The organism is Arthrobacter sp. JDC6 (genome assembly GCF_056484025.1).
Map to the genome: position 1 here is coordinate 4,417,601 of NZ_CM151278.1, position 12,404 is coordinate 4,430,004.

The 12,404-nt window shown below is 67.2% G+C and carries 14 protein-coding genes; 13 read left to right on the plus strand and 1 reads right to left on the minus strand.

All coding sequences use genetic code 11. The features are described 5' to 3' along the window. Positions 1-144: 144 nt before the first annotated feature. The 10 genes from ACV095_RS20465 (at position 145) to ACV095_RS20510 (ending at position 9,430) form a co-directional block, all read left to right on the plus strand. Positions 145-381: a zinc-ribbon domain-containing protein gene (locus ACV095_RS20465; RefSeq protein ID WP_134164837.1), complete on the plus strand. Its 237-nt coding sequence runs from the start codon at positions 145-147 to the stop codon at positions 379-381. Between the two features lie 263 nt (positions 382-644). Then, complete coding sequence (rsgA, locus tag ACV095_RS20470; protein WP_056389614.1) at positions 645-1,826, plus strand: ribosome small subunit-dependent GTPase A; 1,182 nt, start codon at positions 645-647, stop codon at positions 1,824-1,826. 44 nt (positions 1,827-1,870) lie between these two features. After that, complete coding sequence (locus ACV095_RS20475; RefSeq protein WP_134164838.1) at positions 1,871-2,581, plus strand: alpha/beta fold hydrolase; 711 nt, start codon at positions 1,871-1,873, stop codon at positions 2,579-2,581. Positions 2,582-2,628: 47 nt separating this feature from the next. Continuing rightward, positions 2,629-3,732, plus strand: coding sequence for an agmatine deiminase family protein (locus ACV095_RS20480; protein ID WP_056389620.1), 1,104 nt, complete (start codon positions 2,629-2,631; stop codon positions 3,730-3,732). After that, entirely contained in the window at positions 3,729-5,525 is a 1,797-nt protein-coding gene (locus tag ACV095_RS20485) for an amidase (RefSeq protein WP_208324265.1), read from the plus strand. The genes ACV095_RS20480 and ACV095_RS20485 overlap by 4 nt, the downstream gene beginning before the upstream one ends. A 183-nt stretch (positions 5,526-5,708) precedes the next feature. Further along, a complete protein-coding gene (locus ACV095_RS20490; RefSeq protein ID WP_478222613.1) occupies positions 5,709-6,617 on the plus strand; it encodes a pentapeptide repeat-containing protein in 909 nt (302 codons plus the stop codon). Between the two features lie 59 nt (positions 6,618-6,676). Beyond that, positions 6,677-7,927, plus strand: a complete 1,251-nt coding sequence (locus tag ACV095_RS20495; protein ID WP_478223488.1) for a D-arabinono-1,4-lactone oxidase — start codon at positions 6,677-6,679, stop codon at positions 7,925-7,927. Between the two features lie 22 nt (positions 7,928-7,949). Then, positions 7,950-8,294 carry a hypothetical protein gene (locus ACV095_RS20500; protein WP_018770404.1) on the plus strand — a complete coding sequence of 115 codons (345 nt, stop codon included), beginning with the start codon at positions 7,950-7,952 and terminating at the stop codon, positions 8,292-8,294. A gap of 117 nt (positions 8,295-8,411) precedes the next feature. Next, the gene (locus ACV095_RS20505; RefSeq protein ID WP_478222614.1) at positions 8,412-8,861 is read left to right on the plus strand and encodes a hypothetical protein; all 450 of its coding nucleotides are present in this window, start codon (positions 8,412-8,414) and stop codon (positions 8,859-8,861) included. After that, positions 8,762-9,430 carry a baeRF2 domain-containing protein gene (locus ACV095_RS20510; protein ID WP_478223489.1) on the plus strand — a complete coding sequence of 223 codons (669 nt, stop codon included), beginning with the start codon at positions 8,762-8,764 and terminating at the stop codon, positions 9,428-9,430. The genes ACV095_RS20505 and ACV095_RS20510 overlap by 100 nt, the downstream gene beginning before the upstream one ends. 118 nt (positions 9,431-9,548) lie before the next feature. Here the strand turns inward: ACV095_RS20510 and ACV095_RS20515 are convergent, their stop codons facing one another. Next, positions 9,549-10,088 carry a MarR family winged helix-turn-helix transcriptional regulator gene (locus ACV095_RS20515; protein WP_018770406.1) on the minus strand — a complete coding sequence of 180 codons (540 nt, stop codon included), beginning with the start codon at positions 10,086-10,088 and terminating at the stop codon, positions 9,549-9,551. Between the two features lie 274 nt (positions 10,089-10,362). On the opposite strand from ACV095_RS20515, the gene ACV095_RS20520 reads away from it, so the two are divergent. From ACV095_RS20520 to ACV095_RS20530, 3 genes are read left to right on the plus strand one after another with little or no spacing between them, the layout of a single operon-like run. Then, positions 10,363-11,259 carry a hypothetical protein gene (locus tag ACV095_RS20520; protein WP_478223490.1) on the plus strand — a complete coding sequence of 299 codons (897 nt, stop codon included), beginning with the start codon at positions 10,363-10,365 and terminating at the stop codon, positions 11,257-11,259. Further along, the gene (locus ACV095_RS20525) at positions 11,259-11,690 is read left to right on the plus strand and encodes a phage holin family protein (RefSeq protein ID WP_478222615.1); all 432 of its coding nucleotides are present in this window, start codon (positions 11,259-11,261) and stop codon (positions 11,688-11,690) included. The genes ACV095_RS20520 and ACV095_RS20525 overlap by 1 nt, the downstream gene beginning before the upstream one ends. Further along, a complete protein-coding gene (locus ACV095_RS20530) occupies positions 11,687-12,349 on the plus strand; it encodes a DUF3618 domain-containing protein (RefSeq protein ID WP_134164841.1) in 663 nt (220 codons plus the stop codon). The genes ACV095_RS20525 and ACV095_RS20530 overlap by 4 nt, the downstream gene beginning before the upstream one ends. The last annotated feature ends 55 nt before the right edge of the window (positions 12,350-12,404 follow it).

Here is a 12,404-nt window from a genome sequence, read left to right on the forward strand (position 1 = left end):
CCAGAAGTCCCCCCAGAAGGCCCGATGTTGCCCAGCACAGTATGGCATCCACGCACACCGTACAGAAGCATCCGTACCCCTGAAGGACAGCCGTCAAACTCGCCTAGGGTGGCAGGTACCACCCAGGCAATGAAAGGCCCGCCCATGCTCCTCCTTTTCGGCTTCAAGACCGTCCACAAGGCCCTGCCGGGCCGGACGGCAACCTGCCAGCACTGCGGCGCCTTCGTCCACCATGCCCTGGACGAACAGGCCACCAAGTTCACACTGTTCTTCATCCCTGTCCTCACGGTGTCCCGGAAATACCTGATCACCTGCACCAACTGCGGTTACGCTTCGTCCATCAGCGGACGGCAGAAGCGGGCGCAGGAACTTCGGCGGTAGCACGCGGCAATCCCCTGCGGAAGATGCCAACCTCTAGCCTCCGGCGTTGGCGGCCGCTAAAGTGGGAGACGGTCCCGCCCTGCCGCTTCCGGCAGGAGGACGGGAAACCGCACAAGGGAATGGAGGTGGTTTTGATGACTGCAGCTGCCGCGCGCCCTGGGCGCCCCGCATCCATCACACCCACCATCCCTCCCGGCTGCCTTCGCGGTTCCTGACGCTGCGCGTCCACCCGCACTGCACCGGGGACAGCCCAAGGAACCACAGTGCATACTTCTTCAGGCAACCCCCTGGACACCACCAACACCACAGAAACAGACAGCGCTGCTGGCACTCGTCCGCTGCCCGGCCCCTCCGCATACGGCTACACGCCCGCCGTTGCCGGCTATTTCGATCAGCATCCCTGTCCGCCGGCAACTGAACGGGGCCGGGTGGTCCGCGTGGACCGCACCCTGCTGCTCGTCGCGGTCCATGACGGTCTCCTCCACCTGCCCTACCCGCTCTCGGGCGAGCCGGCCGTCACCGGAGACTGGGTCTGGATCGGCCCCAACCGGGGCGGCGACCGGCAAATCCTGGCCGTCCTCCCCCGCCGCTCGGAACTCAGCCGCAAACGTGCCTTCGAGGATTCGTCCGCCGCACAGGTCCTGGCCGCGAACATGGACACCGTGGGCGTGGTGGTGCCCGTGGACCGGCCCCTCACACACAACCGGTTGGAACGCACCCTCGTCGCCGCATGGGATTCCGGCGCCACCCCCCTGGTGATCATCACCAAGGCGGACCTGGCCGAGGTGGCGGACGACGTCGTCGGAAAAGTTATCCTTCAGGCGGCGGGCGTGGAGGTGGTCACCACATCCGCCGAAAACGGCGACGGCATCGACGAACTGATGGCACGGATTCCGCCGGGCGGAACCATCGTGCTGCTGGGACCGTCCGGTGCCGGCAAATCCACCTTGATCAATGCCCTGGTGGGCCGCGACGTCCAGCAGACCGCCGAAGTGCGGTCCGGAGACTTCAAGGGCAAGCACACCACCACCGTCCGCGAGCTGGTCCCGCTGTCCAACGGGACGGTGCTGATGGACACTCCCGGCGTGCGCGGATTTGGCCTGTTCGATGCCGGGGACGGCCTGGACGGGATGTTCGGCGACGTCGAGGAACTGGCTGCCGGCTGCCGGTTCGCTGACTGCTCACACGGGAGCGAGCCTGGCTGCGCCGTCCGCGAAGCAATCGACACCGGCGTCCTGGCCGCGCGCCGCTGGAACTCGTATCTGAAGATGCAGCGGGAACTGGCGGCGCTGGCGCGCCGCTCCGATGTCGCCGCCCAGCGCGCCTACCACCGGGAGTGGCACCAGAAGGTGGTTTCGGCGGGGAAGTCGCAACGCTGGGCTGAGCGCGAGGCCTCCGAACGCGGAAGCCGGAACGGAGACAAGGACCGGAAGCGCAAGCGGTAGGAGAACGCCTATTCCGTGTCATGGGTGGGGAGTAGGGTTCGGTCATGGACATCATCCTGGTACCCGGTTTCTGGTTGGACGCCTCGTCATGGGAGGGGGTAACACCTGCCCTGGAAGCAGCCGGGCACCGCCCCCATCCCCTCACGCTTCCCGGCAAGGACTCGGTGGATGCCAGCCGCGCAGGCATCAGCCTGCAGGACCATATCAATGCGGTGGTGGAGGTCCTGGACGGGCTGCCGGGCAGGGTGGTCCTGGTGGGCCACTCCGGCGGCGGGGCAATCATTCACGGGGTAGTGGATGCGCGGCCGGACAGGGTGGAACGCGCCATCTACGTGGACAGCGGGCCGCTGGCTGACGGCAGCGTCATCAACGACCAGTTGCCTGCCCACGGGGACGATGTCCCGCTGCCGCCCTGGCAGAGTTTTGACGACGCCGAACTGGTGGACCTCAACGACCGGCTGCGCCGGTCATTCCGCGCCCGCGCCGTTCCCGAACCCCGCGGCGTGGCGTACGGCAGGCAGCGCCTGCATGACGGGCGCCGCTACGACGTTCCCGCCACCGTCATCTCGTGCGGGTTCCCCTCGGCCATGCTCCGGGAGTGGATCGCGGCAAACCATCCCTTCGTGGCGGAGCTGGCCAAGGTGCGGGACGTGGAATTCATCGACCTGCCCACCGGGCACTGGCCGCAGTTCACCAAACCGGACCAACTGGCCCAGGCCATCCTGTCGGCGGTGGACCGGACAGGCAGGGACTGAAACGAAATACTCTTGCGCGCTGCCAGTACGGTCCCCATAATAAATGAATGGCATTCATTTATTCGACCGCAGTCCGGGACAGCGCCGCCCCTGACCACGTATCCACCGGCGCCGCAGGCCACATGCCCGCAGAGTGGGAGGCCCACCAGCGCACATGGATGGCGTTTCCACCACCCAACGACACCTTCGGCCCCATCGGCAGCCCCACCCTTGACCGGGCCCGGGCCGCCTGGACCACGGTGGCCCAGACAATCGCCCGGCACGAGCCCGTGACGGTGGTGGCTGACCCCAGGGACGCCACGGCCGCACGGGAATGGCTCGGCAGCGGCATCGACGTCGTGGAGGTCCCGCTCGATGACGCCTGGCTGCGGGACAGCGGCCCCACGTTCGTGCACCAGCCCAACGGCGCACTGGCAGCCGTCGACTGGATCTTCAATGGATGGGGGGCCCAGGAGTGGGCGGCGTGGGCCAAGGACCAGGACGTTGCCCGGACTGTTGCAATAGGCACCGGAGTTCCCGTCTGGCCGAGCCCCTTGGTGAATGAGGGCGGCGGGTTCCATGTGGACGGCGAAGGGACCGTCCTGCTCACCGAAACGGTCCAATTGGATCCCCGCCGCAATCCCGGCGCCACCAAGGAATCGGTTGAAGCAGAAGTCCACGCCGCCCTGGGCACCACCAAAGCAATCTGGCTTCCACGCGGACTGACCCGGGATTACGACGAATTCGGCACCCGGGGACACGTGGACATCGTGGCAGCCTTCGCCGGCGCCGGCACCATCCTGCTGCACCGCCAGGACGATCCCGCCCACCCCGACCATGCCGTCTACCTGCAGCTGAAGGCCGTCCTCGCGGGCCAGCTGGATGCCAAGGGCCGGCCGCTGCGCATTATCGACGTCCCGGCACCCACGGTGTTGCGCGATGCTGATGGCTGGGTGGATTGGTCCTACATCAACCACTACGTCGGCAACGACGTGGTGGTGCTGTGCAGCTTTGACGATCCCAACGACACCATCGCCGCGGGGATCCTGGAACGCGCGTATCCGGGCAGGACCGTGGAACTGGTGGATGCCAGGGACATCTTCGCTTTCGGCGGCGGCATCCACTGCATCACGCAGCAGCAGCCGGCTGCCAAGGATGGAGGCACACTGTGAAGCTCGCCGAAACGCAGGTTCCGCTGCCGGTGGGGCAGACGTTCGACGTCGTGGAGGCCGGCATCGCACAGCTGCGCGCCGCCCTCGACTCCGGCCAGGTCACCAGCGAGGAACTGGTCCGTCTCTACCTTGACCGCATCGAGAAGTATGATTCGCACGGCATACGCCTCAACGCGCTCGTCGTGATGAACCCGGATGCAGTTGCCGAAGCACAGGCGTCAGACCGGCGCCGCGCTGCCGGCTTCACCCTGGGACCCCTCGACGGTATCCCCTACACGGCTAAGGACAGCTACCAGGTAAAGGGGCTTACCGTAGCCGCGGGCTCACCGGCCTTCAAGGACCTGGTGGCACAGCGGGATGCCTTCACCATCGAACGGCTGCGGGCAGGCGGGGCGGTCCTGATCGGGCTCACCAACATGCCGCCCATGGCCAACGGAGGTATGCAGCGCGGCGTATATGGCCGGGCAGAGAGCCCCTACAACGCGGAATACCTCACCGCCGCCTTCGCCTCCGGATCATCCAACGGCTCCGGTACCGCCACGGCCGCCAGCTTCGCGGCATTCGGCCTCGCCGAGGAAACCTGGTCCTCGGGGCGGGCACCGGCGTCGAACAATGCCCTGTGCGCCTACACACCCTCGCGCGGCATCATCTCCGTACGTGGCAACTGGCCCCTGGTACCCACCATGGACGTGGTGGTGCCGCACACCCGCACCATGGCGGACCTGCTGGAGGTCCTGGATGTGGTGGTGGCGGATGACGCCGAGGCCCGCGGGGATTTCTGGCGCGTCCAGCCGTGGATCCCGCTGCCCAAGGCATCCGCCGTCCGCCCGCCGTCGTACGTTGGCCTCGCGGTCCGGGACGCTTCGGCGGCCGCGGGCGTGCTTGCGGGACAAAGGCTTGGCATCCCCCGGATGTACATCAATGCCGATCCCGCCGCCGGTACGGCCGAAGCACCTGGCATCGGCGGTCCCACGGGGCAACGGATCGAGACGCGCGGGTCCATCCTGGACCTCTGGAACGCGGCGCGGCGTGCTCTGGAAGCCGCGGGCGCGGAACTGGTGGAAGTGGACTTCCCCGTGGTGTCCAACTATGAGGGCGACCGGCCCGGTTCGCCCACCATCGCCACCCGCGGACTGGTGTCGCCGGAGTATCTGCGGCGGGAGATCGTGGACCTGTCGGCCTGGGCGTGGCATGACTTCCTCGACGCCAACGGCGACCCGCGGCTGAACCGCCTTGCCGACGTCGACGGTTCCGCGATCTTCCCCGCCCCCCAGGGCGCGCTGCCGGACCGCTACGACGGGTTCGACGACGACATCGCCGACTATCCTTCCTGGATCCGCGACAACGGGGTTCCCGTCCTGGCCGACATTCCGCACCTGCCCGAAGGCCTGGCGGGACTTGAGGAAACCCGCCGGGTGGACCTGGAGGAATGGATGGACCGGCTGGGACTGGATGCCGTGGTGTTCCCGGCGGCGGCCGACGTGGCACCTGCCGACGCGGATACCAATGAACGCTCGGCGGACATCGCCTGGCGCAATGGCGTCTGGGTGGCCAATGGAAACCTGGTACCCCGCCACCTCGGCATCCCCACTGTCACGGTTCCGATGGGCATCGCTGCGGATATCGCGATGCCCGTTGGCCTCACCATCGCCGGCCGCGCCTACAGTGACACCCACGTGCTGCGGCTGGCCGCGGCCTTCGAAGCCACCGGGAGCCGCCGCGTTCCACCGCCGCGCACCACGCCCACAGGAAAAGCCTCAGGAAAGGGCACGGTAAACACGAACAGCGACTGACCATTCCCGCCCGATGCGGATATTCTGGACGCAGTGATTCTCCTTCATTGCCTATGATGTCCAGCCGTCCGCAGTTCCCGTCATTCCCGGCAGGAACGGTGATTCCGCGTGCCACGGAGGGGAACCCCACCATGGGTTCCCCTCCGTCCCGCGCCCCTATCGGAACCACCCTCGGGAGCAATCATGAAACCCACCAACCCTCCTTCCGCCGCCACCCCCACCGGCCCGGCCACCCTCCGGCCTGACTGTTCGCAGTGCTTTGCCCTGTGCTGCACGGCTTTCGGGTTTACCCGCTCGGCCGACTTCGCCATCGACAAACCGCCCGCCACGCCATGCCCCAACCTGGCGCCGGACTTCTCCTGCACCATCCATGACCGGCTCCGGCCCCGCGGGTTTGCGGGCTGCACGGTTTTCGACTGCTTCGGCGCAGGCCAGGCAGTCAGCCAGCGGCTGTTCAGGGGCATCAGCTGGCGGGAAGACCCGGAATCGGCGCCGGACATGTTCGCCGCCTTTAAAGTCCTGCGCCAATTGCACGAAATGCTGTGGCTCCTGGCCCAGGCTGGGGCGAAAGCCTATGGCCCGGATACCGCGGAGGATGTCCGCCGCTTGCAGGCGAAGGTCAGGGCAGTTGCATCGGGCGCCCTTGAGGAGGTCCTCGCAGCCGACATCGCATCCCTGCACCTCCAGGTGGGCAGCGCACTCCGTGAGGTCAGTGAGGAGGTCCGCGCGGGCTACTTCGGCGCCGGCCCCTCCGGCGACGATCCGCGCCTGGTCCGCCTGGCGCCGGGCGCCGACCTCGCGGGAGCAAACCTGCGCGGCCTGCCGCTGTGCGCTGCGGACCTTCGCGGTGCCTGCCTGATCGCCGCGGACCTCCGGGGCGCCGACCTGACGGCAGCGGACCTCCTTGGTGCCGACCTGCGGGATGCAAAGCTCGACGACGCCGACCTCACCGGGGCGCTCTTCCTCACCCAGGCGCAAATCACCGCGGCCCACGGCAGCGCTTCCACCCTCCTCCCCGCCGGGCTTGAGCAGCCCGGGCACTGGCATGCTGCCACTCCTGCGGCCCCCGCCCGTCCCGTGGAAGCGCCTTGACAGCGAAGATTGTTAGCGCTGACAGTTGGAGGAAACCGATGTCAAACGAAAGCCACCCGATGAAGAACTGGGCAGGAAACCTCGAATACTCCTCCGCGGACGTGCGGCGGCCGGAATCCGTAGCGGAGCTGGCGGACATCGTGGCGGACTCGCCGCGGGTCAAGGCCCTGGGCTCCCGGCACTCCTTTAACCGGGTGGGCGACACTGTCGGCGTCCACATCCTCCTCGATGCCCTGCCGCAGCAGGTGGAACTGGATGCCGGGCGGGGAACCGTGCGGGTCAGCGGCGGGGTGAGCTACGGGGCACTGTGCCGGACCTTGGAGGAGTCCGGGGTTGCCATCCACAACCTGGCCTCGCTGCCGCACATTTCGGTAGCCGGTGCGGTCCAGACCGGCACGCACGGATCCGGGGTGGACAACCCGTCCCTCGCCGGCGCCGTGGAATCCATCGACCTGGTGCGGGCCTCGGGCGAGCAGGTGACACTTACCCGGGCGGACGGCGATGAGTTCCTTGCCAGCGTGGTGGGCATCGGCGCCCTGGGCATCGTCACCGGACTGGAACTGGCGGTACGTCCCAGCTTCACAGTGCGCCAGCGTGTCCTGGAGGACCTTCCCTGGGACAACGCCCTGTCGGATTTCACCGCCATCGTCTCCAGCGCCTACAGCGTGAGCCTGTTTACGGACTACGCCGGCGACCGGATCAACCAGGTCTGGCTCAAAGCACTCGACGGGGAGCAACCACCCGCCAACCTGTTTGGTGCCACCGCCGCCCTCCGTCCCCGGCACCCGCTGCCGGACATGTCCGCCGAGAATTGCACTGCACAGCTGGACGAACCCGGGCCTTGGCTGGACCGGCTGCCGCACTTCCGGCACGAGTTCACTCCCAGCAACGGGGACGAACTGCAAAGCGAATTCATCCTTCCCCTGGAGCACGCCCCCGCCGCCCTCCAGGCAGTCCGCGGGCTGGCCGGCCAACTTGCACCCCTGCTCTTCGTCTCGGAGATCCGCACCGGAGCCGCCGACGAGTTCTGGCTCAGCCCTTTCTACCGTCAGCAGAGCGTTGCCCTGCACTTCACCTGGAAACCGCTGCAGCCGGAGGTGGAAGCCTTCCTCCCACTCCTGGAAGACGCCCTCCGGCCCTTCGGGGCGCGCCCGCACTGGGGCAAACTGTTCACCGCGGACGCCCATGACTGGGAAAAGCTGTACCCGCGCTTCGCCGACTTCCGTTCCTTTGCCGCCGGGCACGACCCGGAGGGCAAGTTCCGGAACGGACTCCTGGACAGCATCCTCGGCGTCCCGGCCCGCCGGTAGGCACCGCCGGTACGCTTGAGGCATGACCTTCCGCGCCGCCGTCGTTACTGCCGCCTCCCTGTCCACCGCCCTGTTGCTGCTGACCGGATGTGGCGGGGTGGAGGAGGCTGCGGGCAATGCCGCCAGCGATGCCGCATCCAAAGTTGCCTCCGCCGCCGCACAGGAAGTCAACCGGCAAATCTGCGCGGTGGTGCAGGACGGCCTGGTCAGCGTGGAGGACCGACAGGCGCTGGCCGGGCTCGTCTCGGCGGCACGCACGGCAGGGGTACCGGCGGAAATTACGACGCCGTTGGGCCAGATCGCCGAAGCCGGAGACCAGGTGCCGGCAGACTCAGTCCGGGCCTTGAAGGACGCCTGCCAGGCCTGACGGACGGGCTGACTGTCGGGGGGCCGGAAGACCCTTCAGCCGCCTCTTCCCCGGTGCTAGCGTGAAGTGACGAACCAATAAGCCTGTGACACCACGTCACGCGCGAAGGAGATCGTCATGGCAGAACGCGGCAATACCACCCACGGTTCCAGCCTGAAGGCATACGCGGACCTGTACCGCCTGCCCGGCCCCTGGTGCACAGCCTACGTGGATGCCGGAACCGGAACAGTGGACGGCCTGGAAGCCGGCGACGTCCGGGCCGGAAACACCCGCGCCCAGCTCGAGGCCCAGGGAGCAACGTCCGCTGACATCGACGCCATGGAACAGGCCCTCACGCCCGCAACGGGGATGCCCTCCCCCGTGTCCAGGTTCGTGCTGGTCCACGGCGGGAAAGCCGAACTCAACGAGGTGCTCCCGGGGCGGGTGCCCCTGCCAGCGTCCGGGAGGTGGAGGGCGAGTCCGAACACATTCACAAATTCCATGGCGGCGGCTGGTCGGAGCTGCGGTTCCAGCACCACACCGAGGACGTGTGGCGCCGGAACGCCGACGAAGTGGCGGGCGAAATAGACAGGGTGGCCAGTGCGGGCGGCGCCCGGCTGATTGTTCTCGCCGGCGATATCCGCGCCCGCGGGCTGGTCAGGGAAAACCTCTCCGAGGCCGGCAGGGCACTGTTGTCGGAGGTCGGTTCCCACACGCACACTGCCGGGGCGGACAGCGCCAACCTGGAGGACCAGGTCAGCCAGCGGGTGGCGGAGGTCTGGGCTGAAGAACAGCAGGCGGTCATGGACAGGCTGGCAGTCCAGGAGGGCCAGGCAAATCCGGAAGCGGCCCACGGGGCGGGAGCTGTGGTCCACGCGCTCCAGCAGGGACAGGTTGAGGTCCTGATCCTTGATGACGCCGCCCTGTCCCGGCGGACCATGCTGGCCTTGGATGCCGAACCGTGGATCGCCACGGCCAAAGAGGAAGCCCTGGCGGCAGGAATACTTGGCGAAGTTCCGGCCCATGCCGCCCTGTTGCGGGCAGCTGCCCTGACTGACGCCCGCGTTCTCCTGGTCCCTGGACCTGTCCTGCCGGAGGGCGTGGACGTGGCGGCACTGCTCCGCTGGTCCCCGGGCCCGGGCGTCCCGTCGTCGTAATCAGCCTATGCAGCCCACCTGGTGCAAGGGGGACTGCTGGAGGAGGAACGGGAAGCCGAAGGTTGGACAAAACAGTGGCCGGTCCGAAAGGTCCGGCCACTGCTTTTTAGACTTCCCGTCAATTCTGGCGGGGCTGGTCCCATCCCCGCAGGCCGCCCGCACGCCCGGCCTGCGGCCGGTGACCGTGCGCGGCCCGGTGTTCGGGAGGGGCAAACGGAACCACGCCGGTGTCGTGGCTGAGCGGTGCGGCGCGGACAAACTTTGTCAGCTCCTCGCGGAGTGCCTTCCATGCGATGTCCGGATCGTCAGGATAGGCCTTGACCTCTGCCTCCCGCGCCGCTTCAACGGCGGCAACACCGGCATCGGTGAGTTCCACTTTCAGCTGCCTTCGGTCTGTGGCATGGCGCATCCTGGTGATGAGTCCTGTGGATTCAAGCCGGGTCAGGACCCGGCCCAACGTCTGGCTTTGGACCCTGATCGCGTCGGCAAGCTGTTCCTGGTTCAGTGGGCCCCCCATCAGGCCTTCCAATGCAATAACAGCGGCACGGGTGAGGCCAAGGGGGGCCAGTGCATCGTCCTGCCGCCGCTGGATCAGCCGTGCCGCCAGAGTGATCAGGCGGTAGCTGCTCCGGGCGTCCGGATCGAGATTGCTGGTCATCGGCCGCAGCCTTCCTGTAGGTGGCGAAAGTGCTGGTCACCATGCGTCGCTACACCCCTACAATAAGCATGCTTAGCAACACATTCGCAAGTAGGCTTACTAACCGCCCACCTTCACGCCCTTGCATAGGCGCAGCCATTGGAAGCTGAACACCACTACCCCTTGCAATCGAAATGGGAAGTGTGCTTAGTATCTAATTAGTAACCTTGCTTACTAAGTTGCCAGCACTGCTGGTTCTTGTTCGCCAGCTAACCCTTTCTGAAAGAGAGCGATGATGACAGAGAACCAATGGCCCCAGACACCACATACCCCCGCCGCCCCCGGTGTTGCCAATCCGTACGGCGCAACGGAAACAGCGCCCCAGCATGACTCCTACACGGGGGTTTCAACCGATTCCTCCAAGTCGCAGGCAGCCAAGGAAGAGGCTTCCAACGTTGCTGGTGAAGCCGCATCAGCCGCCCAGAATGTAGCGGAGACCGCCAAGGGCGAGGCCGCGAATGTGGCCCATGAGGCCAAGCTCAATGCCCAGGACCTGCTCCACCAGGCCAAGTCGGGCCTGACCACCCAGGCCGGCACGCAGCAGCAGAAGGCCGCCGAGGGCATCCGCAACATTTCCAGCCAGCTGCACAGCATGGCCAGCGCCCCGGACCAGCAGGGCATGGCCAGCGACCTTGTCCGGCAGGCAGCCGAGCGGACCTCCTCCATCGCGTCCTGGCTGGAGAACCGGGAACCCGGCGACCTCCTGAACGAGGTCCAGCGGTACGCCCGCAACAATCCCGGCACGTTCCTGCTCCTCGCCGCCGGCGCCGGTGTCCTTGCCGGACGCCTCACCCGCGGCCTCACCGCAGGCGCCCCCGACTCGCAGGGGCAGGTCCAGGCTTCGGGCCAGCACCGCGCGGCGCAGACACCCCCGGCAGTGCAGTCACCGGTAGCGCCGCTGCGGCAGGAGACCGTGTACGCCGCGGGTAACGATGACCTCTTCAATGAGCCCACCGTCACAGGCGCAACCCCGGTATCCACCAGCACGCTTCCCTCGGGTACCGCGGAGGAAACCCCGCTCCGGTTCGACGACGACCCCTACCGGGCCGAAAACGGCGTGTACACCGGTGACGAGGCGTTCGGCACCGAGGGAACCTCCGGGACTGGCCGCCGCGGCACGGGTGGCCTGTAATGAGTAGCCAGATTCCGGAAATGCCGCCGAGTGCGGCGCATGTGAAAGCGGACAACGCGTCCCCGGGCGAGCTGCTGGGCGACGTAACCCGGGACCTGTCCACCCTGATGCGCCAGGAAGTGGAACTGGCCAAGGCCGAACTCAAACAATCCACCTCCCGCGCAGGGAAAGGCGCCGGCATGCTCGCCGGCGCCGGCGTCGGCGGACACTTCGTCCTGCTCTTCCTCTCCCTGGCCCTGATGTGGGCCCTGGGCGCCATCATGCCCCTGGGCTGGTCCGCACTGATCGTCGCCGTCATCTGGGCCATCATCGCCGCCGTCCTGGCCTCCATCGGCCGCAAGGAACTCAAGCAGATCAAAGGCCTGCCCCAAACCGGGGAAACCCTCTCAGAAATTCCCCCAACCCTAAAACCAGGTGAGGTAAACCGATGAGCGAAAACCCTGACGTCATCCGCGCAGACATAGAAGCCACCCGGGCACGCCTGGGCACCAACGTGGACGCCGTGGCAGACAAGGTCACCCCGTCCAACATCGTCCACCGCCAAACCGACAAGGTCAAAGACGCCGTCACCGGCGTCAAGGAGAAAATCATGGGCGCCGCAGACAACGCCACCACCAGGGTCCACGACACCACCGCCACCGGCGCCGGGCACACCACCAACGCCATGCACACCGCCGGCGACAGCCTCCACCAGGCAGGCGACACCGTCTCGACCAAACTCAGCGACGCCGGCCACGCCGTCTCCGCCGCCCCGGACCAGGTCAAAGCCAAAACCGCCGGCAACCCCCTCGCCGCCGGCCTGATCGCCTTCGGCGCCGGACTCCTGGTCTCCTCCCTGATCCCGGCAAGCCAGAAGGAACGCGAAGCCGCGGACCAGCTCAAAACCGCAGCCCAGCCCCTGGCAACCCAGGTCACCGACGCCGCCAAAACCATGGCCCAGGACCTCAAGGAACCAGCCCAGGAAGCCATGGAAAACGTCAAGGCCACCGCCACCGACGCCGCCCAAAACGTCAAACTCGAAGGCCAACAAGCCGCCACCGACGTCAAAGACCGCGCCACCGACGCCAAAGACCACGTCCAAAACACGTAACCCGCGTGGGCATCCACGTACCAAAGCAAAGCCGGCTCCGCATCCCGCGGGCCGG

Coding starts and splice junctions, on each gene's coding strand:
- ACV095_RS20500 (WP_018770404.1), top strand. CDS start 7,950: ATGACCTTCCGCGCCGCCGTCGTTACTGCCGCCTCCCTGTCCACCGCC.
- ACV095_RS20465 (WP_134164837.1), top strand. CDS start 145: ATGCTCCTCCTTTTCGGCTTCAAGACCGTCCACAAGGCCCTGCCGGGC.
- ACV095_RS20495 (WP_478223488.1), top strand. CDS start 6,677: ATGAAGAACTGGGCAGGAAACCTCGAATACTCCTCCGCGGACGTGCGG.
- ACV095_RS20480 (WP_056389620.1), top strand. CDS start 2,629: ATGGCATTCATTTATTCGACCGCAGTCCGGGACAGCGCCGCCCCTGAC.
- ACV095_RS20530 (WP_134164841.1), top strand. CDS start 11,687: ATGAGCGAAAACCCTGACGTCATCCGCGCAGACATAGAAGCCACCCGG.
- ACV095_RS20520 (WP_478223490.1), top strand. CDS start 10,363: ATGACAGAGAACCAATGGCCCCAGACACCACATACCCCCGCCGCCCCC.
- ACV095_RS20525 (WP_478222615.1), top strand. CDS start 11,259: ATGAGTAGCCAGATTCCGGAAATGCCGCCGAGTGCGGCGCATGTGAAA.
- ACV095_RS20490 (WP_478222613.1), top strand. CDS start 5,709: ATGAAACCCACCAACCCTCCTTCCGCCGCCACCCCCACCGGCCCGGCC.
- ACV095_RS20475 (WP_134164838.1), top strand. CDS start 1,871: ATGGACATCATCCTGGTACCCGGTTTCTGGTTGGACGCCTCGTCATGG.
- ACV095_RS20515 (WP_018770406.1), bottom strand. CDS start 10,088: ATGACCAGCAATCTCGATCCGGACGCCCGGAGCAGCTACCGCCTGATC.
- ACV095_RS20505 (WP_478222614.1), top strand. CDS start 8,412: ATGGCAGAACGCGGCAATACCACCCACGGTTCCAGCCTGAAGGCATAC.